19 protein-coding genes and 1 other RNA gene are annotated in these 20,674 nt (G+C 66.1%); 9 read left to right on the top strand and 11 right to left on the bottom strand.

Translation table 11 applies throughout. The features are described from left to right. Positions 1-4 precede the first annotated feature (4 nt). From ACCQ01_RS18050 to azu, 5 genes are all read left to right on the top strand, one after another. Positions 5-1,612 (top strand): NAD(P)/FAD-dependent oxidoreductase, encoded by a 1,608-nt coding sequence (locus ACCQ01_RS18050; protein WP_228431181.1) that lies wholly within the window; start codon positions 5-7, stop codon positions 1,610-1,612. Further along, positions 1,609-2,034, top strand: coding sequence for a c-type cytochrome (locus ACCQ01_RS18045; protein WP_076038404.1), 426 nt, complete (start codon positions 1,609-1,611; stop codon positions 2,032-2,034). The genes ACCQ01_RS18050 and ACCQ01_RS18045 overlap by 4 nt, the downstream gene beginning before the upstream one ends. A 25-nt stretch (positions 2,035-2,059) precedes the next feature. After that, positions 2,060-2,584: a RidA family protein gene (locus tag ACCQ01_RS18040; RefSeq protein ID WP_228431179.1), complete on the top strand. Its 525-nt coding sequence runs from the start codon at positions 2,060-2,062 to the stop codon at positions 2,582-2,584. 32 nt (positions 2,585-2,616) lie between these two features. Next, entirely contained in the window at positions 2,617-3,816 is a 1,200-nt protein-coding gene (locus ACCQ01_RS18035; protein WP_228431177.1) for a pyridoxal phosphate-dependent aminotransferase, read from the top strand. Between the two features lie 161 nt (positions 3,817-3,977). Then, positions 3,978-4,427 (top strand): azurin, encoded by a 450-nt coding sequence (gene azu, locus ACCQ01_RS18030; RefSeq protein WP_228431175.1) that lies wholly within the window; start codon positions 3,978-3,980, stop codon positions 4,425-4,427. A 69-nt stretch (positions 4,428-4,496) separates the two neighbouring features. Here azu and ACCQ01_RS18025 read toward each other — a convergent pair whose 3' ends face one another. Together ACCQ01_RS18025 and hemL are read right to left on the bottom strand one after the other, a co-directional pair. After that, entirely contained in the window at positions 4,497-7,262 is a 2,766-nt protein-coding gene (locus tag ACCQ01_RS18025) for a winged helix-turn-helix domain-containing protein (protein WP_228431172.1), read from the bottom strand. Positions 7,263-7,490: 228 nt separating this feature from the next. Beyond that, the gene (gene hemL, locus ACCQ01_RS18020) at positions 7,491-8,780 is read right to left on the bottom strand and encodes a glutamate-1-semialdehyde 2,1-aminomutase (protein ID WP_014508850.1); all 1,290 of its coding nucleotides are present in this window, start codon (positions 8,778-8,780) and stop codon (positions 7,491-7,493) included. A gap of 309 nt (positions 8,781-9,089) precedes the next feature. Between hemL and ACCQ01_RS18015 the strand changes: the two genes are divergently transcribed. Continuing rightward, positions 9,090-12,263: a TonB-dependent receptor domain-containing protein gene (locus tag ACCQ01_RS18015; protein WP_228431171.1), complete on the top strand. Its 3,174-nt coding sequence runs from the start codon at positions 9,090-9,092 to the stop codon at positions 12,261-12,263. 755 nt (positions 12,264-13,018) lie between these two features. On the opposite strand, the gene thiE is transcribed toward ACCQ01_RS18015, so the two are convergent. Beyond that, complete coding sequence (gene thiE, locus ACCQ01_RS18010) at positions 13,019-13,642, bottom strand: thiamine phosphate synthase (protein ID WP_228431169.1); 624 nt, start codon at positions 13,640-13,642, stop codon at positions 13,019-13,021. Positions 13,643-13,665: 23 nt separating this feature from the next. On the opposite strand from thiE, the gene ACCQ01_RS18005 reads away from it, so the two are divergent. After that, positions 13,666-13,905 carry a rubredoxin gene (locus ACCQ01_RS18005; protein ID WP_029216955.1) on the top strand — a complete coding sequence of 80 codons (240 nt, stop codon included), beginning with the start codon at positions 13,666-13,668 and terminating at the stop codon, positions 13,903-13,905. 90 nt (positions 13,906-13,995) lie between these two features. Here the strand turns inward: ACCQ01_RS18005 and ACCQ01_RS18000 are convergent, their stop codons facing one another. The 8 genes from ACCQ01_RS18000 to ACCQ01_RS17965 form a co-directional block, all read right to left on the bottom strand. Beyond that, entirely contained in the window at positions 13,996-14,877 is an 882-nt protein-coding gene (locus ACCQ01_RS18000; RefSeq protein ID WP_228431167.1) for a SirB1 family protein, read from the bottom strand. 40 nt (positions 14,878-14,917) lie between these two features. Beyond that, positions 14,918-15,367 (bottom strand): DUF192 domain-containing protein, encoded by a 450-nt coding sequence (locus tag ACCQ01_RS17995; protein WP_076037121.1) that lies wholly within the window; start codon positions 15,365-15,367, stop codon positions 14,918-14,920. Between the two features lie 131 nt (positions 15,368-15,498). Next, a complete protein-coding gene (gene rpiA / locus ACCQ01_RS17990) occupies positions 15,499-16,146 on the bottom strand; it encodes a ribose-5-phosphate isomerase RpiA (RefSeq protein WP_076053946.1) in 648 nt (215 codons plus the stop codon). A gap of 94 nt (positions 16,147-16,240) precedes the next feature. Continuing rightward, positions 16,241-16,717: an EVE domain-containing protein gene (locus tag ACCQ01_RS17985; protein WP_161960933.1), complete on the bottom strand. Its 477-nt coding sequence runs from the start codon at positions 16,715-16,717 to the stop codon at positions 16,241-16,243. Beyond that, complete coding sequence (locus tag ACCQ01_RS17980) at positions 16,714-17,304, bottom strand: 5-formyltetrahydrofolate cyclo-ligase (RefSeq protein WP_228431164.1); 591 nt, start codon at positions 17,302-17,304, stop codon at positions 16,714-16,716. The genes ACCQ01_RS17985 and ACCQ01_RS17980 overlap by 4 nt, the downstream gene beginning before the upstream one ends. Positions 17,305-17,586: 282 nt before the next feature. After that, a non-coding RNA gene (gene ssrS / locus ACCQ01_RS17975) (6S RNA) lies at positions 17,587-17,770 on the bottom strand. Positions 17,771-17,867: 97 nt separating this feature from the next. After that, positions 17,868-18,164, bottom strand: coding sequence for a cell division protein ZapA (locus ACCQ01_RS17970; protein ID WP_042597594.1), 297 nt, complete (start codon positions 18,162-18,164; stop codon positions 17,868-17,870). Next, positions 18,161-18,382 (bottom strand): TIGR02449 family protein, encoded by a 222-nt coding sequence (locus ACCQ01_RS17965; RefSeq protein WP_011038363.1) that lies wholly within the window; start codon positions 18,380-18,382, stop codon positions 18,161-18,163. Before ACCQ01_RS17965 ends, ACCQ01_RS17970 begins: the two co-directional genes overlap by 4 nt. A 235-nt stretch (positions 18,383-18,617) precedes the next feature. On the opposite strand from ACCQ01_RS17965, the gene ACCQ01_RS17960 reads away from it, so the two are divergent. Then, positions 18,618-19,160 carry a YecA/YgfB family protein gene (locus ACCQ01_RS17960; RefSeq protein WP_040940720.1) on the top strand — a complete coding sequence of 181 codons (543 nt, stop codon included), beginning with the start codon at positions 18,618-18,620 and terminating at the stop codon, positions 19,158-19,160. Between the two features lie 12 nt (positions 19,161-19,172). Then, a complete protein-coding gene (locus ACCQ01_RS17955; protein WP_228431163.1) occupies positions 19,173-20,504 on the top strand; it encodes an aminopeptidase P N-terminal domain-containing protein in 1,332 nt (443 codons plus the stop codon). The last annotated feature ends 170 nt before the right edge of the window (positions 20,505-20,674 follow it).

Here is a 20,674-nt window from a genome sequence, read left to right as displayed (position 1 = left end):
GTTGATGCAAGGCAAACACACTGGGGCAATGACACGCCGGCAGCTGCTGGCACGGATCGGCATGACCGCGGGCGGCGCGATGATGTATCAGGCGATGAGCAGCCTGGGCATGGCGGCCGAATCCACCTTTACCGGGCCGCTGCAGCTCGATGGTGACGCCAAGGGGGCATCGGTGCTGATTCTCGGTGCCGGCCTGGCCGGCATGACGGCGGCGTTCGAATTGCGCAAGGCCGGGTACCGCGTACAGGTGCTGGAATACAACGACCGCCCGGGCGGCCGGAACTGGACACTGCGCGGCGGCGACCGTTACACCGAACTCGGTGGCGCGGCGCAGCACTGCCAGTTCGATGAGGGCCATTACCTCAATCCCGGCCCCTGGCGGATCCCGCATCACCACCGCGCGGTACTGAGTTACTGCAAGCAGTTCGGCGTAGCGCTGGAGGCGTTCAATCAGGTCAACTACAACGCCTTGCTGCACAGCCAGTACGGCTTCGATGGCAAGCCGCAGCGCTTCCGCGCCATCGATGCGGACTACAAGGGCCATGTCTCCGAACTGCTGGCCAAGTGCACCCAGCAACACGCACTGGACAGTCTGGTGAGCACCGAGGATCAGCAGATCCTGCTCGAATCGCTGCGCACCTGGGGCGCGCTCGACAAACGCTTTGGCTACGTCAAGGGCAAGGACAGCAGCGAGCGCCGCGGCTTTGCGCGCTACCCCGGCGGTGGTTTGTCCGGCAAGCCGGAGTTTTCCGATCCCTTCAGTGTGCAGGACGTGCTGCGGTCACGGCTGTGGACCACGCTGGCGGCCGGGAATAACTACGAAATGCAGACCACCATGTTCCAGCCGGTGGGCGGCATGGACCAGATCGGCAAGGCGTTTGCCCGCCAGCTCGGCAATGCCATCACCTATAACGCCAAGGTCACCAGGATTGATCAGGACAGCAGCGGCGTGCGCGTGTCCTGGCAGGATGCCGCGCGCGGTGGCGCCGAACAGGTGGCCAGTGCCGACTGGTGCATCTGCACGATTCCCCTCTCGGTCTTGAGCCGCATCCCGGTCACCGCCAGCGATGCGATGACCACGGCGATCGGCAAGGTGCCGTATGCGGCGTCGGTGAAGGTAGGGCTGCAGTTCAAGCGCCGCTTCTGGGAAGAGGACGAGGCGATCTACGGCGGCATCAGCTACACGGATCTGCCGATCACGCTGATCAGCTATCCCAGTACCGGCTATCACAGCCCCGGCAAGGGTGTGTTGCTGGGCGCCTACGTCTGGGGTCTGGACGCCTATCAGTTCACCTCGATGTCCCCGGAGCAGCGTGTGCGCAAGGCGGTCGAATACGGCACGCAATTGCATCCGCAATATCCACGCGAATTCGAAACCGGCATTGCAGTGGGCTGGCATCGTGTGCCGTTTACGCATGGGTGCTTTGGCATGTGGAGCGAGGCCGCACGCGCCGAGCACTACGCGCCGCTGTGCCAGATCGATGGCCGCCTGGCCCTGGCCGGCGAGCACGTGTCTTACATCCCGGCCTGGCAGGAGGGCGCGATCTTGTCCGCGCACGACGTCATCGGCCGCCTGCATCGCAAGGTGCTTGCCCAAGGAGCTCGCGCATGACGCTGTTTCCCCGTGTGTTCGCTGCGGCAGCGGTGCTGTGCATCGGTGCATTGCTGCTGCCGCCTGGCCTGCACGATGCACGCGCGCAGAGTTCCGATGCCACCGCGCTGTATCCGCAGAAAGGCTTTGCCACCGCGTCTGGCCAGCATGTCTACCAGGCCGTGTGCCAGGGCTGTCACATGCCCAGCGGCACTGGGGCGCAGGGGGCGGGCGAATATCCGGCGCTGGCCGGCAACCCCAAACTCGCCGCCGCGCCGTACGTCACCATGATGGTGCTCGACGGCCACGCCGGCATGCCGGGTTTCGGTGACATGCTCACCGACCGCCAGGTGGCCGAAGTGGTGAGCTATGTGCGCACTCATTTCGGTAATGACCACGCCGAAGTGGTTACTGTCGACGACGTCAAACTGCTGCGCCACTGACCGTTTCCTCATGCAAGGAGTTGCCATGTTCCGTCCCGCCATTATTGCCGCCACTGCCGCCACTGCCGCCGTGCTGTTGTGTGGAAGTGTTGCCGCCGCACAGGCCGCCGCACAGGCCGCCGAGGTGATCCGCCACAAGATTCCCAATAGCGATTTCCCGATTGCCGCGGCCGTGGAGGTACCGGCCGGCAAGGCCACCGTGTATGTCAGCGGCAAGGTGCCGGCGGTGGTGGACACCACAGCGCCGAAGGGCTCGGCCGCCGCCTACGGCGATACCAAGGCGCAGACCATCAGCGTGCTTGCGCAGATCAAGCAGCAGCTGGAATCGCTGGGCCTGGGGATGGGCGATGTGGTGAAGATGCAGGTGTTTCTGGTCGGCGATCCGGCCATGGACGGCAAGATGGATTTCAACGGATTCATGGAGGGCTACCGGCAGTATTTCGGCACCAAGGAGCAGCCCAATCTGCCGGCGCGCTCGGCGTTTCAGATCGCCGCGCTGGGCAACCCGTTGTACCGGGTAGAGATCGAAGTGGTTGCCGTGCGTCCTTGAGTTCGTCTTTGTCGCCTTGCTGGAGGTTCACCATGCATACCGCTCTGTCGCGCCGCAGGTTTCTGCGTGATTCCGCCCTGTTCGCCGGTGCCGCCGGGAGCGCCCTGCCGCTGCTGGCCGGCGCCGCCGAACGCTCGGCTGCCATTGCGCCTGCCACAGCGGGCGCCTTGGCGCCGGTGATGATCGGCTCCAACGAGTTTCCCGATGGCCCGTGTGCCGCGGCGATCAAGGCAATCACCCAGATTGCGCCGCAGGGTGGGCGGTATCTGCGTGAGCTGCAGATGGAGCTGATGACCACCCTGGCCGCTGAGCTCAAGCTGCCGGTGAACCACCTGATGGCCTACGCCGGTTCTACCGAACCGCTGGACTACACGATGCTGGCCTTCACCTCGCCCAGTGCCGCGCTGGTCACCGCCGACCCCACCTACGAATCCGGCTGGCGCGCTGCGTCCCGCAACGGCGCCAAGCTGGTCAAGGTGCCGTTGCGCAAGGACTTTTCGCACGACGTGCAGGCGATGTGCGCAGCCGATGCCAACGCTGGCGTGATCTACATCTGCAACCCCAACAATCCCACCGGCTCGGTGACCGCACGCAAGGATCTGGACTACGCGCTGGCGCACAAGCCCAAGGGCAGCATTTTGGTGGTGGACGAGGCCTACATCCATTTCGCGCAGAGCACCCGCAGCGTAGTGGACATGGTGGCCGCCGGAGAAGACGTGGTGGTACTGCGCACCTTCTCCAAGCTCTACGGCATGGCCGGCATCCGCCTGGGCTATGCGGCAGCACGCCCGGACCTGCTGGCCAAGCTGATGTTCTACAGCGTCAACAGCCTGCCTGTGACCGCGGCCGCAGCGGGCCTGGCCAGCCTGCGCGATGCCACGGTGGTGCCGCAACGGCGCGCACGCACCGCGGCCACCCGCACCGATGTCATCGACTTCCTCACCAAGCAGGGCTATGCCTGCACCGCCTCGGAAAGCAACTGCTTCATGGTCGATGTAAAACAGCCCGCGGCCGGCTTCAAGGACGCCATGGCCACCTTCGGTGTATTCATCGGCCGCAGCTGGCCAGTGTGGCCCACCTGGTCGCGGATCACGGTGGGCACGCCCGAGGAGATGGCGCGCTTCAAGCAGGCCTTCGTGCAGGTCATGGCCGGCAAACGTGGCCCGTTGCCGCTGCCCGACGCCACCGCAAGCGTACAGACGCCGATGGACGCCTTCTTCCGCTACGCCTAGCGCAGGGCGCCGCGTGCGACAAAAACATCGGGCAGGGGTTGTCTGCCGCCTGCCTGCTCGCGGTACTCTGACGGCGCCGACGCATGCGCGCCGCGTCAGGCATCCGGCACCGGCATCTACGTGGCCGGGCAGCGCGCAACCCTTTTTGCAGGAGTGTGTCCTTGAAGCTGCTTTCGACCATTGCCGTGCTTGCGCTGGTGTCATTGGCACCATCAGCGTGGGCGAAGACCTGTGCGGTGACCATCACCGGAACCGACCAGATGAAATTCGACCAGAGCACGATCACGATCGCTCCCGATTGCACCGAAGTCGCCGTGACGCTCAAGCACTCCGGCAAACTTGCCGCCACGGTGATGGGGCACAACTGGGTGTTGACCAAGAGCGATGACTTCCAGGCCGTGGCCAACGCCGGCGTGCGCTCCACCATCGCCGACAGCTACCTGCCCAAGGCCGATGCGCGCGTGATCGCGCACACCAAGGTGATCGGCGCTGGGGAAACCGCCACGGTGACCTTCCCGACCAGCAAGCTGAGCAAGGGCGGCGCGTATACGTTTTTCTGCTCGTTCCCCGGCCACTGGGCCATGATGAAGGGCACGCTGCGCTTCGGGTGATGCAGTGCACGCGCTGCATCGCTCTACGCCTGTCGCGCATCCAGCCACGGCTGTGATGCGCGGCTGAACTCAGGGGGTGGTTGGCCCTGTTGGTGGGTCCATCTCGCGCAACAAGCCGCGCTGCAAGGCCTGCGCCAGTGCACCTTCGCGGCTGCGTGCATCGAGCTTGCGGTACACGTTCTTCAAGTGAAATTTGACGGTGTTTTCCGACAGGTGCAGGCAGCGTGCGATCTGCTTGTTGGAATAGCCGCGCGCCAGTTGCGCAAGCACTTCCAGTTCGCGTTCGCTAAACAGATCGTTGGCCGGATCGTCGTCGCCACTGAGCCTGTCCAGCAAGGCCTGGATGGTGAGCGCGCGGGTGGTGCCGCCCACGGTCTGCGGGTCGTGCTGGCGTAGCGAGCGCAGCATCGCTTTTGCCGGCAGCCCCAGCTCTGCAATGGCTTGCCAGCTGCGGGTCAGCGCAACGTGATCCAGCGCGCTGTACAGATACGGCAATGCCGCGGCCAGTTCGCCGCGCTGTTGCAGCACCAGGGCGATGCGTGCGCGGGTGCGTGCCAGGTGGCAGAGGTTGTCGCTGGCAAGGCAGGCCTGTTCGATCTGGCCGAGGATGGTCAGCGCCGCGCTGCTGCGGCCGGCCAAACGATGCCAGCGCGCGAGCGCGAATCCCATCGCTGCACGGTCGCGCCAGCGGTGCGGCGAGCGCAGGGTATGCGCCAGCCCGGATTCGCCGCCGGTGCGTGCAATCAGCACATCGATGGCGGCGTTGCCCGGGTGCTCCAGCATCACCATCAAGCGCCAGGCGGCGGCCAGTTCGGACAGGCGTGCGAGCTTGCGCCCGTGGGCGATCTGCTCCACGTGTTCCAGCAAAGCGGCCGCGCTGCGGCCACTGTGATCGCGCAGGCGCTCCAGCCCCAGCGCGGTGTCGTAGCCGGCGGCCAGCACGTCGGTGCTGCCGTCGTGCTGCTCCAGAATGTCCAGCGCCGGATGCAGCAGGTCGGCGGCATCGTCGTGGTGCCCGCGTTCGTAATGCAGTTGCGCCAGCAGGCAGTGTGCGGTGGCCTGCAGGACGCGGTCTGGCTGCGGCGCACGCAGGCAGCCGTTCAGTGCCTGCTGATAACACGCCTCGGCATCGCCCAGCCGGCCGCGATAGAAAAAACTCTGCCCCAGCACCAGCAGTGCATGACCGGTGCCGAGCTCGCTGCCGCCGCGTCCCATGGCCTCGCGCGCGCCATGCGCATAGCGCTCGGCCAGCGCGAAGCCACCTTGCGCGAGTGCGGTGGTGGCGCAGATGCACAGCAGCATGCCGCGGCCAAGATGGTCGTCTTCGTCCAGCGCGGCCGCCTGGCCCGCGATCTGGGTCAGGCCATGCGGGTTGCCGCAGATTTCATCCAGCCGCTCGCGCAGTGCTGCCACCACCACGGTGTAGTCGCGTTGCAACGGCTCGCGCAGCGCGGCGGGAAAATCGCGGAAGCGCTCCAGCAGCAGCCGGGCATGACTGAACTCGCCCAGCTTCATGTGCAGATGCGCCTGGGTGAGATTCAGCGCAGGCGTGTCGCGGATGGTGCGGTGGTCGAAGTGGCGCAGCAGCGCACGCACCTGATGGGTGCCATGGGTGAGCAGCAACTGCCAGGTGCCGGCGCGTGCCACGTAGCTGGCGGCCAGGTCGCCGCATTCGCCGCGCGAGGCGTGGCGGACCGCGTCGGACAGGTACTGGTGTTCGCCGAACCAGCGCGCCGCACGCTGATGAATCTGCAGCGCGCCGGCGGGATGTTCGCGATCGAGCAACTGCTGCAGGAAATCGGCGAACAACGGGTGGTAGCGGAACCATTCGCGCTCGCCATCCAGCGGGATCAGCAAGCCATGGAAATGTTCCAGCCCAGCCAGCAGCCGGCCACTGTCGTCGCGCTGGCGCACCGCATCGGCCAGTGCTGCGTTGACGCGCTCCAGTGGGCTGGTGCGCAGCAGCAGGTCGCGCGTGTCCGCATCCAGGTCGTTGACCACCTGTTCGGCCAGATATGCCGCAATCTGCGCATTGCGCCCGGAAAACCGCGTGGCCACTTCCTGCTGGCGTTGCGCGCCGCCTTCCAGCCACAGCCGGGCCAGATGCAGGGCGACCGGCCAGCCTTCGGTATAGCGGCGTAGTTCGTCCACCACCGGGGCCGCCACCTGCGCACCCAGAAGCGCCTGTGCTTCGTCCTCGTCCAGCGCCAGTTCGCTGCTGCCGACGCGCGTGAGCTGGGCCTGCAATTCCAGCCGCGCCAGTGGCAGGCCGGGAACGCGGCGGGTGGACAACAGCAGGTGCAGGCGGCCACCGGCGTGTTCGATCAGCCGCAACACCAGCTCGTCGATCGCGCTGCCGCCGGGGCGGTCGTAGTCGTCCAGGATCACGCTGATGCGGCGCGGTGCCGCGCGCAGGGCGCGGATCAGTGAGTTGAGTGCGTCGCGCGGATCATGGTCGCGGCCGTGCAGGGCTGGCGCACACAGGGCAGGGTCCGCACCGGCCCCTTGCAGGGCAAGCGCAAGGTGGCCGAGAAAGCGCGCGGGCTCGGCGTCTTCTTCATCCAGCGACAGCCATGCCACGGCGGCCGGCTCGCGCGCCAGCAGCTGCGCGTGCCACTGCGTCAGCAGCGTGCTCTTGCCGAAGCCGGGCGGTGCCAGCAGCAGGGTCAGCGGCCGCGCCTGCGCCTGATCCAGCACGGCCAGCAGGCCGCCACGCACAACCGCGCCGGCACGCGGCAACGGCGGCTCCAGCTTGCTGGCGAGCAGCCAATCGGGAAGGGTGAGGTCGCGCGACGGTGACGGGCGCGGGGTGAGCAACGCAACAGGCTTGAGCATGAGGCGAGGGCGGCCGTGGCAAAGCGTTGGCCGCGTGCCAACCGACACGCCGCGCAACACGATGAAGCAGCGGCGCCGGCGCCGGGATCACCGCGAACGGTGAGATCGGCTGCACTGCGCTGCTTCGTGGGTCCCCACCCATGCCCATCCCTTGGCACCTGTCAGCAAGGTATGACAGCCACAAGACAAAAGCAAAGGTGGGACCAGGTCACAGCCGCGCGCATGGGCTCAGCGCATGACGTCGGCAAAGGCCTCGCGTGCGGCGGCCAGGGTCGCCTCGATGACAGCCTCGTCGTGGGCGCTGGACACGAAGCCCGCCTCGTAGGCCGATGGAGCCAGATACACGCCCTGCTGCAGCATCGCGTGGAAGAAGCGGTTGAAGGTGGTTACGTCGCAGGCGGTGGCCTGGGCGTAGTTCTCCACGATCTGGTCGGTGAAGAACAGCCCGAACATGCCGCCCACCTGGTTGGTGGTCACCGCTACCCCGGCGGCGCGGGCGGCGTCTTCCAGGCCTTCGCACAACAGGCTGGTGGTCTCGCTGAGGCGGGCGTGGAAGCCCGGTTCCTGCACCAGTTGCAGCATCGCCAGGCCTGCGGCCATTGCCACCGGGTTGCCTGACAAGGTGCCCGCCTGGTAGATCGGGCCGGCCGGGGAGATCTGCTCCATCAGGTCGCGGCGGCCGCCGTAGGCGCCCACCGGCATGCCGCCGCCGATGATCTTGCCGAAGGTGGTCAGGTCCGGGGTCACGCCGTAGTGCGCCTGTGCGCCGCCCAGCGCCACACGGAAGCCGGTCATCACTTCGTCGAAGATCAGCAGCGCGCCGTGGCGGGTGCACAGCGTGCGCAGGTGCTGCAGGTAGCCGGCCTGCGGCGGAATGCAGTTGGCATTGCCGACCACCGGCTCGATGATCACCGCCGCCACTTCGGCGCCGATCTCGTCGAACAACGCGGTGGCGCCTTCGAAATCATTGAAGCTGAGCGTGGCGGTGAGCTCGCTCAGGCCTGCCGGCACGCCCGGCGAGGTGGGCACACCCAGGGTCAGCATGCCGCTGCCGGCCTTGACCAGGAACGAGTCGCCGTGGCCGTGGTAGCAGCCCTCGAACTTGACGATGCGGTTGCGCCCGGTGGCGCCGCGCGCCAGGCGGATCGCCGACAGCGTGGCTTCGGTGCCGGAATTGACCATCCGCACCATTTCGCAGGACGGCACCAGCCGGGTGATGGTTTCGGCCATGGTCACCTCGGCCTCGCAGGGGGCGCCGAACGACAGGCCATCGCGGATGGCGCGTTCCACCGCTTCGCGCACGGCCGGGTGGTTGTGGCCGGCAATCATCGGCCCCCACGAGCCCACATAGTCGATATAGCGGTTGCCATCCACGTCAAACAGGTACGCACCGTCGGCACGCGCGACGAAGAACGGCTCGCCGCCCACCGACTTGAACGCACGCACCGGCGAGTTGACGCCCCCGGGCATCAGGTTCTGCGCCTGGGAAAACAGGGCGTGGGAGCGGGAGTGGTTCATGAGCGCAGATCCTTGAGTGGTGCCGGTGGGGGCGTCGGCACCCGGAGCGGGGCGACGCGCCGGCCATTGTCAGGCTTCGGCCGCCCGCCGCCTACCCACCAAGGCCATCCCTACCCGTTGCGGCCAAATTTCCGGGAAGGTGCGCTGCCTATTATCGAATGCGACAGCGGCCGCGACGTTTGGGCATGAGCTGATGGCGGCAGGTCATTGGCGAGCGGTCCACGTCTTCACACAGTGTTTCTGGCAACGCCGCGTCCGGCGTTGCCACGTTGGTCGCCTTGCGACCGTTTCAGACCCCGGGGAGAGAGCATGAACCGTAGTATCCAGAGACGTGCCTTGGCAGTGGCACTGCTCGTTGCACTCGGCGCCGCGCAAGCGCAGTCCACCACCGGCAGCATCGTCGGCAGTGTCGGCGAAGGTGTCGGCACCACCGTACTGGTCGAAAACAACAGCGGCTTCAGCCGCGAAGTGCCGGTAGACGCGCGCGGCCGCTACGCCGCCGGCAACCTGCCGCTGGGCACCTACAAGGTCACCGTCAAGCGCGATGGCGCGGTGGTGGAAACGCGCGAGAACGTGGGCATCACGGTGGGCGCCAATACCGATGTGTCGTTTGCTGCCGCGGGGAGCGGCGTGCAGACGCTGGATAGCGTCACCGTCAACGCCGCCAGCCTGGCCACCATCGATGTCAGCAGCGTGGACACCCGCACCGTGGTCACCTCCGAACAGCTGGCGCAGCTGCCGCTGGGGCGCACCGCCGAAGCCATCGCGCTGCTGGCGCCGGGTGTGGTGGTCAACAGCGGCGGCTTCGACAACGGCCCGCTCGGCGGCTCGCTGCCCAGCTTCGGTGGCTCGGCCGCCAGCGAGAACGCCTATTACCTCAACGGCTTCAACACCACCGCCATCAGCAACAACCTGGGCGGCCTGACCCTGCCTTACGGCGCCATCGACCAGCAGGAAATCTTCACCGGCGGCTACGGCGCGCAGTTCGGCCGTTCCAACGGCGGCGTGATCAACCAGATCGGCAAGCGCGGCACCAACGAGTGGAAGTTTGGCGCCGCGGTGATCTGGGAACCCAACGGCCTGCGCACCAACCAGCGCGACATCTATTGGCGCCCGGATGCACAGGCCAGCACCGTCAACAATGCCGCATACCGCTATGCGCGCGCGGCCAACGGCCTGTACCAGCCCTCCAGCGAAGCCGAAGCCAACCAGACCACCTACAGCGCCTATGTCGGTGGCCCGATCATCCAGGACAAGCTGTTCTTTTTCCTGGCCGCCGAGCAGGTGGATTCCGACGGCACCCGCACCGCGACCAACCGCGACTCGGACAACGGCCGCACCGGCGGCCTGACCGACTACGACTACAAGCAGAAGCGCTGGTACGCCAAGGTGGACTGGAACATCACCGACAACCACCTGATCGAGGTGACCGGTGCCAGCGACGAAGCCGAAACCAACGGCGCCATCTACCGGTACGACTATCTGGCGCGCGAACGCGGCAGCTACTTCACCAACGAATCCACCTGGAAAACCGGCCCGACGCTGTTCACCGGCAAGTACACCGGCTACATCGGCGACAACCTCACCGTGACCGCGCTGTACGGCAAGATGCGCACGCCCGATGAGCTGACCGCCTTCAACTACGACCCGGCCGGCGGCCCGGTGATCAATAGCGCCGCGCTGCAGAATCCGGCCTACACCGGCGGCACGCCGCGCATCGGCAACCAGCTGGTGACCTCGGTCAGCTCGCCCGACCGCGAGTACAAAAAAGACAACCAGCGCCTGAATCTGGAATGGCGCGTTGGCCACCACACGCTCAACTTCGGTATCGACAACCAGAAATCCGAAGGCATCGACGTCGGCTCGGTGCTGTCCGGCCCCGGCTACGCGTGGACCTACGGCCAGACCAACGATCCGAACGGCCTGGCGACTGGCGGCCTGGTCAGCCAGTCGGCCAACGAGGCCGGCGGCATCGGCGCGCCCAGCCCCGGCCTGGTGGATCCGGTCAACGGTTCCAGCGGCTATTACGTGGTACGCAACATCAACACCAGCCTGTATTCGTACGAGGCCAAGCAGCGCGCCTACTACATCGAAGACAAGTGGCAGGTCACCGACAACCTGTTGCTGAGCCTGGGCCTGCGCAAGGACGAGTTCACCAACTACACCCCGTTCGGCGACCCCTATATCGAAGTCGACAACGCCTGGGCGCCGCGGCTGGGTTTCAGCTGGGACGTCAACGGCGATTCCAGCCTGAAGGTGTTCGGCAACATCGGCCGCTACTACCTGGGTCTGCCGTTGTCGGCGGTAAGCCTGTTCACGCCAGCCACCACCACCGACACCTACTACACCTACAGCGGCATCAACGCCGATGGCACGCCGGTGCTGGCGCAGCAGCTGGGGTCGGCGGTCTCGGCCAATTCGCGTTTCGGCCGCATCGCCGATGTGCGCACCGCCGTGGTCAAGGACATCGAGGGCGAGAACCAGGACGAACTCATCCTGGGCCTGACCAAGCAGCTCGACAGTGGCTGGGTGTTCGGCGTGCGCGGCACGCACCGCCGCCTCAATGCCGGGATCGACGACCAGAACTACGACGTCTCCAACACCGCGCTGATCGATGCCGCCGCCGCACAGGGTGTGACCATCGACTTCTCGCAGGTGGCTGGCGCCTCGCTGATCAACCCGGGCCAGACCAACAAGTGGGGCGTGATCGGCACCGATGGCCAGTTCCATGAAATCTCGGTCAGCCGCGAAGCAGCCGGGTTCCCGAAGTTCAAGCGCAACTATTCGGCAGTGGAGTTCAACCTGGAGCGCCCGTTCGACGGCAAGTGGTACGCCAAGGTCAACTACGTGTGGTCGCATAGCTACGGCACCACCGAAGGCCAGGTGCGTTCGGACCTGTGGCGTACCGGCGGCGCGTTGGGCAGCTACCAGGGCCAGGCCTCAGTCTCGACCACGCAGAGCTGGGACCACGCGGCGCTGATGGAGCACTTCAACGGCGATCAATCCAACGATCACCGCCACCAGTTGAAGCTGTTCGGCTTCTATCAGTTCACTCCGCAATGGGGCGCGTCGGCCAACTTCAGCCTGATCTCGGGCGCACCGCACAACTGCCTGGGCAATTACTACGGCACCGAGTACAGCGGTCGCGATCCGGCCGGTTACGGTGGCAGTGCCATTACCGGCGGCCCGTACCACTACTGCTACAACCCGGAAACAGGCACCGGCAGTGCATCGCCTCCGGGCTCGCAGGGCCGCCTGGGCTGGATCGCCCAGCTCGACATGGGCGTGACCTACAAGCCGGCCTTCGCCGACGGCAAGCTGGCGCTGCGCTTTGATGTGTTCAACATCACCAACGAGCAGACCGCAACCAACATCTACCCGTTCTCGCAGTTGCCCGACAACACCACCAATCCCCTCTGGGACCAGGTCGTCGCCTACCAGGCGCCGCGCTCGGGCCGGGTGACGCTGAGCTACGACTTCTAATTGCGTTAGGCGACGGAGGCAAAACCAGCAGCGACGCGTAATGGCACGCGTCGCTGTTTTTTTCGGGTTATGGGGCTCTGACCAGCTTCAATCGTCTGAATAAGACACGCGACCTGCGCGACTTTTTTACCGGGTCGACCAACGTTCTGGGTCGGCGAGGGCAGCGCGTCCTCGGCCCACTGAGCTGTTGCTTGCAGCTATCCGACGCGGCGACTCGATCATTCGCTTGTGTCGAGTGGGGTGGATGATGCGGATAGATCGCTTGCAGAGCGGTTGATCTGCGGTTTGGCTGCAGGGCCCTTGCCCGCCCACCATCGCGGGACACGGCGCAAGTACGTCCATGTAGCCTCTTACGCGGCATCCATGCCGCGTAAGGTCCCGCGACGGTAGGCGGGCAAGGACCAGTCGAGATGGTCGGTATGCATGGTTGCAAGCAGGGCATGACGCGCTTTCAGTTCGTCAGCTAGCGTGTTCTGCGAAGCCTACGCAACTTGCGAGGCAGCCAGTTTTTTGATCCGGCTAACGACCAACGTCCTGGTGCGGTGTCCTCGCCGATTGCGGGACTGTGTGCCGGCATGGATGCCGCTACGGAGCCTCGATGGACGGATTCACGGCGTGTGTCCCGCGAGCGGCGAGGGCACCGCGCACGCGACGCATCTGGCGTTTCAAGCCAAGCACTGCGGCGAAAGAAATCTGCTGTCTTGAAACAGATGACACCGCTGAGATAAAAATCTCAGCGCTTCACACTCGTTGCGCTACTGCGCAAACCCTGCGCGATACGCCTGTACTGCGGCGACCGGGTCCGCCGCCGCATACACGCCGCTGACCACTGCAATTAAGTCGGCGCCCGCGGTGATCAGCTCAGGCACCTGCGACGGCGTGATGCCGCCGATCGCCACACGTGGCAATCCCAACACAGCGGCCTCGTGCAGCAACGCAGGCGTGGCACGGCGCGTGGTCACCTTGGTGGTGGTGGGGAAGAACGCCCCAAACGCCACATAGTTCGCACCGGCCGCCGCCGCTGCGCGCGCGCGTTCGATCTCGTCGTAGCACGACACCCCGATGATGGCCGAGGCGCCCAGCAACGCGCGCGCTGCCACCACCTCGCCATCGTCTTCACCCAGGTGCACACCGTCCGCGCCCACCTGCTGCGCAAGCGCCGCGTCGTCGTTGATGATCAATGGCACGCCCTGCGCGGTGCATGCCGCGCGCAGTGCGGTGGCCTGGGCCAGACGCAGTGCTGCATCGGCCTGCTTGTTGCGGTATTGCAACCAGGTGATGTGCGGCAGCAGCGGCAACGTGCGCGCAAGCAACTGCGCGGTGTCGCGGGTGTCGGGGGTGATCAGGTAGACGCCGCGGGCGTTTTGGAGGATCGGCATGGCAGCGCTTCCGAAAGCGGTGGGTGGGATGGGACAATGCAGCCCCACCGTTGCGTGACCGCGATTATCCGATGAGCGAGACATCCACGACCACCTACCGCACCTGGATGTGCGTCGTCTGCGGGTTTCTCTACCACGAGGCCGACGGCATTCCCGAAGAAGGCATCGCACCGGGCACCCGCTGGGAAGACGTGCCCGACAGCTGGACCTGCCCGGACTGCGGCGTCACCAAGGACGACTTCGAAATGGTGGAGATCGACTGAGCCTGCATGCGCAGCGCCGCAAGGCGTCTGCGCAACCGGCCTGATGCTGTCTGCGGTGCCCTGCAGCGCTGAGCAGCGCGCAGTGCGTACCTAATGCGCGCGTGAGCGCTGGCTGTTCAATTCAACCAGGTGCTCATGCAGGCTTGCGGCGTCCTGCGCGCTGGGGTGCAGCTGCAGGTAACGCGCCAAGTCGTGGCGGGCGCCGCTGCGGTGCCCGAGGTGCAGATACGCCATGCCGCGATCGCGCAGCGCTTCGGGCTGGTCCGGCACCAGCTTGAGAATGCGGTCGGCACTACGGGCGGCGCGGTCCCAGTGCTCGGCATCGGCATACACGCCGTGCAGATTGCGCAGGATGCGGATCAGGATCGCGCGGTGCGGCGCCGGGTCGAGAATCTGCGCCAGGGCGCGATCGTCGGGAACCTCGCCACCCAGATGCGGACGCGCACGCTCGCGTAATTCGTCTACACCGAGCGGGCGGCCGCCGTTGAACGGGTCCATCACCAGCACGCCATCGTCCACCGGCAAACGCACCAGAAAATGGCCGGGAAACGACACGCCCGCCAACGGAATGCCCAGCCGGCGCGCGACTTCGATCTGCACCATCGCCAGCGAGATCGGGTTGCCCAAGCGGCGTTCGAAGACCTGATTGAGGTAGCTGTTGCGCGGGTCGTAATACTCGTCGTGATTGCCCGAGTACCCTAGCTCGTCGAACAGATAGCGATTCACCGCGGCCATCTTCAGCGGCCACAGATCGATCGCCTCTACCTCGCGGCGCAGGTGCTCGACGTGGCTTTGCACCAGCGTGTCGTACAGCTCGGCATCCAGCTGCGGATACTCGTCGCGCGCGATCAGCAGCGCGGTGGACATCAACGGCACCGCGTCGTCGTCCAGGCTGGCGAGCGCGGTCCAATGGGGAAGTGGGAGCATGTCGACCATGACGACAAGAGTGTCGGCAAGCGGCGCGGGGTTCAAGTCCGGCACTTCCTGACAGGAGACACCACATCGCTGTGAATCACTTCAGCTTGGGAATATCCGGGCTGAAAACAAGCTCGGCCCCGTCACGCAGGTCGAGCTTGGCGGCTTGGCCGGCGTTGAGCTCGAGCACGTAGCGCGCCGGTTGCTTGCTGGGGTAGGGCGGGCAGGCATCGCCAGCCGAGCACGGCGGCACGTCGCGCTGTTGCGACACCAGCCGGCGCTGGTTGTCGAAATACAGGATGTCCAGCGCGATCTTGGTGTTCTTCATCCAGTACGCCTGCGGCGTCTGGCTGTCGTGGATGAACAGCATGCCGTGGTCTTCCGGCATGGCATCGCGAAACATCAGCCCTTGCGCGCGGTCGGCATCGTTTTGCGCCAGCTCCACGCTGTAGCGGGTGCCGGCCAGCTCCACCCAGGAACTGCCGGCACTGGCGCAACCGCTGAGCGCCAACAACAGGGCCAGGCCAAACAGATGGAAAAGACGCATGGGCGATGCACCGCTGGAGGGGGAGCGCGCACCTTCTGCCAAGCGCCAGCGTGCGTCAAGCCGGTCCGGCCATCGCGCGGCTGTGGCTGCAGCCTGCGGTGTGCCCAGGCTGCAGCCGTATGCGGGCGTGCTTACAGCACGCGCGGTGGCTCGCCGCCGACGATCACCACGTCGGCCGGGCGGCGCGCGAACAGACCCACGCAGACCACGCCGGGAATCTGGTTCACGTTACGCTCCAGCGCCACCGGGTCGGTGATGTGCAAGTTGTGCACATCCAGGACCACGTTGCCATTGTCGGTGACCACGCCGTCACGCCATACCGGCTGCCCGCCGGTGAGCGCCAGGATCTGCCGGGCCACCAGGCTGCGCGCCATCGGGATCACCTCCACCGGCAGCGGGAAGTTGCCCAGCACCGGCACTTGCTTGCTCGGGTCGACGATGCAGATGAAGCGCTCGCTCGCCTCGGCGATGATCTTCTCGCGCGTGAGCGCCGCGCCGCCGCCCTTGATCAGGCAGCGGTTCGGGTCGCACTCGTCGGCGCCATCCACATACAGCGACAGCGTGCCGGTGTGGTTGAGATCCAGCACGTCGATGCCGTGCTGGCGCAGCCGCGCGGTGCTCTGTTCCGAGCTGGACACCGCACCCTTGATGCGATGGCCGATGCGGCCGAGTGCGTCGATGAAATACGCCACCGTCGAGCCGGTGCCGACCCCGACGATCATGCCGTCTTCTACGTAATCGATCGCCTTCTCGGCGGCCAGGCGTTTTGCTTCGGACATTTGGGAGCTCGGGATTAGGGAGTAGGGATTTGGGATTCGTCAGAGCGGGTCATACGGGGCGGTGATGGGCCAATCCCCACTGCCCACTACCGAATCACGGCGATTCCATCGCCAGCAGCAACTTCCACTGCGCGGCGGTCACCGGCAGGATGGAGAGGCGGTTGCCGCGTGCGATCAGCGGGAAGCCGTCGCCCAGGGCATCGGCGTGCTGCTTGATCTCGTCCAGCGCGATGGTGCGTTTGAGTTTGCGCTCGAACGCCACGTCCACCAGCATCCAGCGCGGGTCTTCGCGCTTGGCTTTGGGGTCGTGATAGTCGGATGCCGGATCGAACTGGGTCTCGTCCGGGTAGGCGGTGCTGGCCACCTTGGCGATGCCGACAATGCCCGGCACCTTGCAATTGGAGTGGTAGAAGAACACCCCATCGCCTACCTGCATGCCATCGCGCATGAAGTTGCGCGCCTGGTAGTTGCGCACGCCGTTCCACGGCTCGGTGCCAACGCGCTCCAGGTCATCGATGGAAAACGTGTCCGGCTCGGACTTCATCAGCCAATAGCGCTTGCGGGCAGTCATGCGGGAACGGTGTCGTCTTTCAGGAAGGTGGCGTGTTCGGTGCAGATGGCATCCACCGGCACGTCCCAGGCGGCGACGGGCAAGGTGGGAACCTGCTGCGCGGCAAAGCCCACGCCGACCAGCCAGGGCGGCGGCGCTTGGCGATGCCGGAACGCGAAGCTGCGATCATACCAGCCGCCCCCCATGCCCAAGCGCCCGCAGGCGGCGTCGAAGCCGGTCAACGGCGTCACCACCAGGTCCATGTCTTCCGGGCCCAGCGTGTCGGCACGGTCCACGTCTGGCTCGGGGATGCCATAGCGGTTACTGACCAGGCCCTGGCTCGGCTTCCACGGCGCAAAGCGCAGCACGCGCCCGTCCAGCACCGGCAGGCAATAGCGCACACCTGGTGGCAGGCTCAGTTGCCAGCGGTGCAGCGCGATTTCGCCATCCATCGCCCAGTAGCCGGCCACCGCGCCCTGCTGCGGTGCAAACGGCAGCGCCAGCAAGCGCTCGGCCAGCGCGTCGGCGGCGGCGAGGCGTTGCGCAGCGGGCAGGCTGCGCCGCGCGGCACGTAACTGCTGACGCAGCGCATCTCGGTCGTCGGACATCGGGATCTCGGCGCAAAGGGAAGCGGCATTGTCGGCCGCGGGCGCGCGCATGCCTAGCTGCGCGGTGTTGATGCGTGGATGACTGACCACAACGTGCCGCGTGGAGGGTGCGGTCGGCGTTCGCACCCGGTTGCGGAAGTGCGAGGCGGCGCAGGCCACGTGACTGGCGGGAGCGCATTGAACACCAGTGAGTGCGTCACCACATCGCGGAGCGCGTGCGCACGTGACATTGGACAACGCACAAAAAGAAACGGCGCCCTAGGGCGCCGTTTCAGAAAAATTGCATTCTCCGCCATGACGATGTGTGCGAAACGACCTTGAACCCGGGGTTCAAGTGGGGACGTTGTGAGGCCATCGGGCTTCCCGCTACAAGGCGGACTTGCACACCCGGCTTCGTCGCGCCCCCGTGGTCGTAATTAAGGGACAAGGCGAATGTTTTGCACACCGTCGTTCACAGCAGAGAACGCAGGTGAATTATAGACCTCCGCGCCCCAATGGCTAGCCCATTCGTCGGTAATGCGTTCCTGGAGATTCATATTTGCGATGACAGTGCGTATTGCACTTCAACGCGGTGTATCGATCACGCCATCTAGACGCCGATTCATGCTGTCCAGCGTATTGGCGAGCTCGCGTTCGTACACGGCCTGCTGCTCGCGCAGCTGCTGCAACTCATGCGCCAGATTCAACGCGGCCAGCACCGCGACCCGATCCACCGCCGCCATGCGGTTGCTGCCGCGGATCTCGCGCATGCGCAGATCCAGCAGGCGCGCGGCGGCGGTGAGGCTCTCGCGTTCCTCGGCGGTGACGCCCACCGTGTATTCACGATCCAGAATACGGACGCTGACCGGCTCGTTGCTCACGTGTGCTGCTCCAGTGACTTCAATCGCACGATCATGGCTTCCACGCGCGAGCGTGCCTGTTCGTTCTTGGTCAGCAGCTGCGCGCGCTCGCCGATCAACTGTTCCTGTTGGTGGCGCAGGCTGCGGTTTTCGTCGGTGAGCCGCTGGGTGCGCTCCACCAACGCCTCCACACGGGCGGCGAGTGCGCGGAGCTGGGCGAGGGCGGCGGCGTTGTCCATCCGCCCACGATAGGGGCGCGTGCGCGCGCCGGTCAAGCGCCTGCACGCGCTGGCCGTAAACGCCGCAAGCGCAGCCGCAGCAAGGGCTGGCGCAGCGTTGACGGCCCGCCGGGCGCACCGCGTGGAACGCTGCATGGAACATGACAGTGGGGCGAGCGGCGGGTGCCTTGGTACACTGGGCAGTCATATCGCCGGCCCCGGGCCGGCATCTTTTCGACTCAGCCTGGATGACCTGATGGATCTGCCCGATGTAGCCGCTGTGCAACACGAAAGTCGCCAGTTGGACCTGGCTTCCTCCGCGGCGGAACTGCATGGCGGCCTGTGCGGCTGGCTGTCCGGCGGCGGCGCCGACAGTGCCGACTGGCTGGCGCGCATCCTGGCCGACACCGCGCAGGTGGCCCCCACGCAGGGCGGCGCCCTGGACCAGATGCGGCAGGCCACCGTGGCGCAGCTGGAAGACCGCGACTTTGCCTTCGAGCTGCTGCTGACCGAGGACGGCGCACCGCTGCCGGCCCGCACCGATGCGCTGTTCGACTGGTGCCGCGCGTTTCTGGGCGGGTTTGGCCTGGCTGCGCAGCAGCGCCCGGCACTGTCCGAAGAAGGCGAAGAAGCGCTGCAGGATCTGGCCCGGCTTGCGCAGGCGTCCAGCGACGACTTCGATACCGCCGAAGAAGACGACACCGCCCTGGCCGAGATCGAGGAATTCGTGCGCGTGGCGGTGCTGTTGCTGCATGGCGACTGCGTGATGGGGCCGCGTTTTCGCCAACGCCTGAACTGACCGCCGCACGATATGAAGAAGCTCACCGGCATTGGCGCCGCCGAGTATGCGCGCCGACGCAAGCAGCTCATGCAGATGGCCGGCGAGCAGGCCATCCTGATCCTGCCGGCGGCACCGGAGCGGGTGCGCAGCCACGACACCCATTACCCGTACCGGCAGGATTCGGATTTCTGGTACCTGAGCGGGTTTCCGGAACCGGAGGCGGTGCTGGTGCTGGTGCCAGGGCGCAAGCACGGTGAGGCGATCCTGTTCTGCCGCGAGCGCGATGCCGAGCGCGAAGCCTGGGACGGCCCGCGCGCCGGTCAGGAAGGCGCCGTGGCGCAGTACGGCATGGACGATGCGTACCCCATCGACGATGTCGACGAGATCCTGCCCGGCCTGCTGGAAGGACGCAGCCGCGTCTACTACCACTTCGGCCGCGATGTGGATTTCGATCTCAAGCTTATCGGTTGGCTCAAGCGGGTGCGCGAGCAGGTGCGCCACGGCGCGCAACCGCCGCATGAGTTCCTGGAGTTGGGGCATCTGCTGCACGAGCAGCGCCTGTTCAAGTCACGCGACGAGATCGCCCTGATGCAGCAGGCCGCCGACATCAGCGTGCGCGCGCATCGCGCGGCGATGCGGTTGGCGCGCCCGGGCGTGCACGAATATCAACTGCAGGCCGAGATCGAACGCGAATTCCGCGCCGCCGATGCGTGGCCGGCGTACGGCAGCATCGTCGGCACCGGCAGCAATGCCTGCGTGCTGCATTACCGCGCCAACAACGCGCGCAGCCGCGATGGCGAGTTGGTGCTGGTGGATGCCGGCGCCGAATACCGCGGCTATGCGGCCGACATCACCCGCACCTTTCCGGTCAACGGCCGCTTCAGCGCGGCGCAGCGTGCCCTGCACGATCTGGTCGGCGCCGCACAGGCGGCCGCCCTGGCGCAGGCACAACCTGGCATTGCCTACGAGGCCGGTCATCTGGCGGCGGTGCAGACACTGACCGAAGGGTTGCTGCGCCTGGGGCTGCTCAAAGGCACGCTGGAGCGCAACCTCGCCGAAGGGCACTACAAGCGGTTTTATCGGCACAAGACCGGCCATTGGCTTGGCTTGGATGTGCATGACGTTGGCGAGTATCGCCTCGCGGGCGAGTCGCGCCTGCTGGAGCCGGGCATGGTGTTCACCATCGAGCCTGGGTTGTATGTCTCAGCCGACGATACGAGCGTGGACGCCAAGTGGCGCGGCATCGGCATCCGCACCGAAGACAACGTGCTGATCACCGCTGACGGCCATCGTGTGCTCACAGATGCGCTTGTGCGCAGCGCCGACGAGATTGAAGCGGAGATGGCTGGCCTCCGCGCGTAGTCCCTGACGGATCGATCGTCAGGATCGCCAGCCGCCTTGCCGTCAGCATCCTCACAGAGACGCTGGACGCGTGGCATCGCCATGCATCACCGCAAGCGCTTGGTCGGCCGGCGCAACGTATTGCATTCAAGATGCGCGATGGGCGTGATGCCTCGGGGCCAGTGTGCGTC

It is taken from the genome of Xanthomonas sp. NCPPB 4037 (assembly GCF_041475695.2).
In the GTDB taxonomy this organism is placed as follows: domain Bacteria; phylum Pseudomonadota; class Gammaproteobacteria; order Xanthomonadales; family Xanthomonadaceae; genus Xanthomonas; species Xanthomonas campestris.
Note: the sequence above shows the minus strand (reverse complement) of the source record. Positions and strands in the feature narration are given on the sequence as shown.

Bases quoted from the DNA above. Each gene is read 5' to 3' on its own strand.
- ACCQ01_RS18015 (WP_228431171.1), top strand. From the start codon at position 9,090: ATGAACCGTAGTATCCAGAGACGTGCCTTGGCAGTGGCACTGCTCGTT.
- ACCQ01_RS18045 (WP_076038404.1), top strand. From the start codon at position 1,609: ATGACGCTGTTTCCCCGTGTGTTCGCTGCGGCAGCGGTGCTGTGCATC.
- ACCQ01_RS17965 (WP_011038363.1), bottom strand. From the start codon at position 18,382: ATGGACAACGCCGCCGCCCTCGCCCAGCTCCGCGCACTCGCCGCCCGT.
- ACCQ01_RS18035 (WP_228431177.1), top strand. From the start codon at position 2,617: ATGCATACCGCTCTGTCGCGCCGCAGGTTTCTGCGTGATTCCGCCCTG.
- ACCQ01_RS18025 (WP_228431172.1), bottom strand. From the start codon at position 7,262: ATGCTCAAGCCTGTTGCGTTGCTCACCCCGCGCCCGTCACCGTCGCGC.
- ACCQ01_RS17960 (WP_040940720.1), top strand. From the start codon at position 18,618: ATGGATCTGCCCGATGTAGCCGCTGTGCAACACGAAAGTCGCCAGTTG.
- hemL (WP_014508850.1), bottom strand. From the start codon at position 8,780: ATGAACCACTCCCGCTCCCACGCCCTGTTTTCCCAGGCGCAGAACCTG.
- rpiA (WP_076053946.1), bottom strand. From the start codon at position 16,146: ATGTCCGAAGCAAAACGCCTGGCCGCCGAGAAGGCGATCGATTACGTA.
- thiE (WP_228431169.1), bottom strand. From the start codon at position 13,642: ATGCCGATCCTCCAAAACGCCCGCGGCGTCTACCTGATCACCCCCGAC.
- ACCQ01_RS18050 (WP_228431181.1), top strand. From the start codon at position 5: ATGCAAGGCAAACACACTGGGGCAATGACACGCCGGCAGCTGCTGGCA.
- ACCQ01_RS17985 (WP_161960933.1), bottom strand. From the start codon at position 16,717: ATGACTGCCCGCAAGCGCTATTGGCTGATGAAGTCCGAGCCGGACACG.
- ACCQ01_RS17955 (WP_228431163.1), top strand. From the start codon at position 19,173: ATGAAGAAGCTCACCGGCATTGGCGCCGCCGAGTATGCGCGCCGACGC.
- ACCQ01_RS18040 (WP_228431179.1), top strand. From the start codon at position 2,060: ATGTTCCGTCCCGCCATTATTGCCGCCACTGCCGCCACTGCCGCCGTG.
- ACCQ01_RS17980 (WP_228431164.1), bottom strand. From the start codon at position 17,304: ATGTCCGACGACCGAGATGCGCTGCGTCAGCAGTTACGTGCCGCGCGG.
- ACCQ01_RS17995 (WP_076037121.1), bottom strand. From the start codon at position 15,367: ATGCGTCTTTTCCATCTGTTTGGCCTGGCCCTGTTGTTGGCGCTCAGC.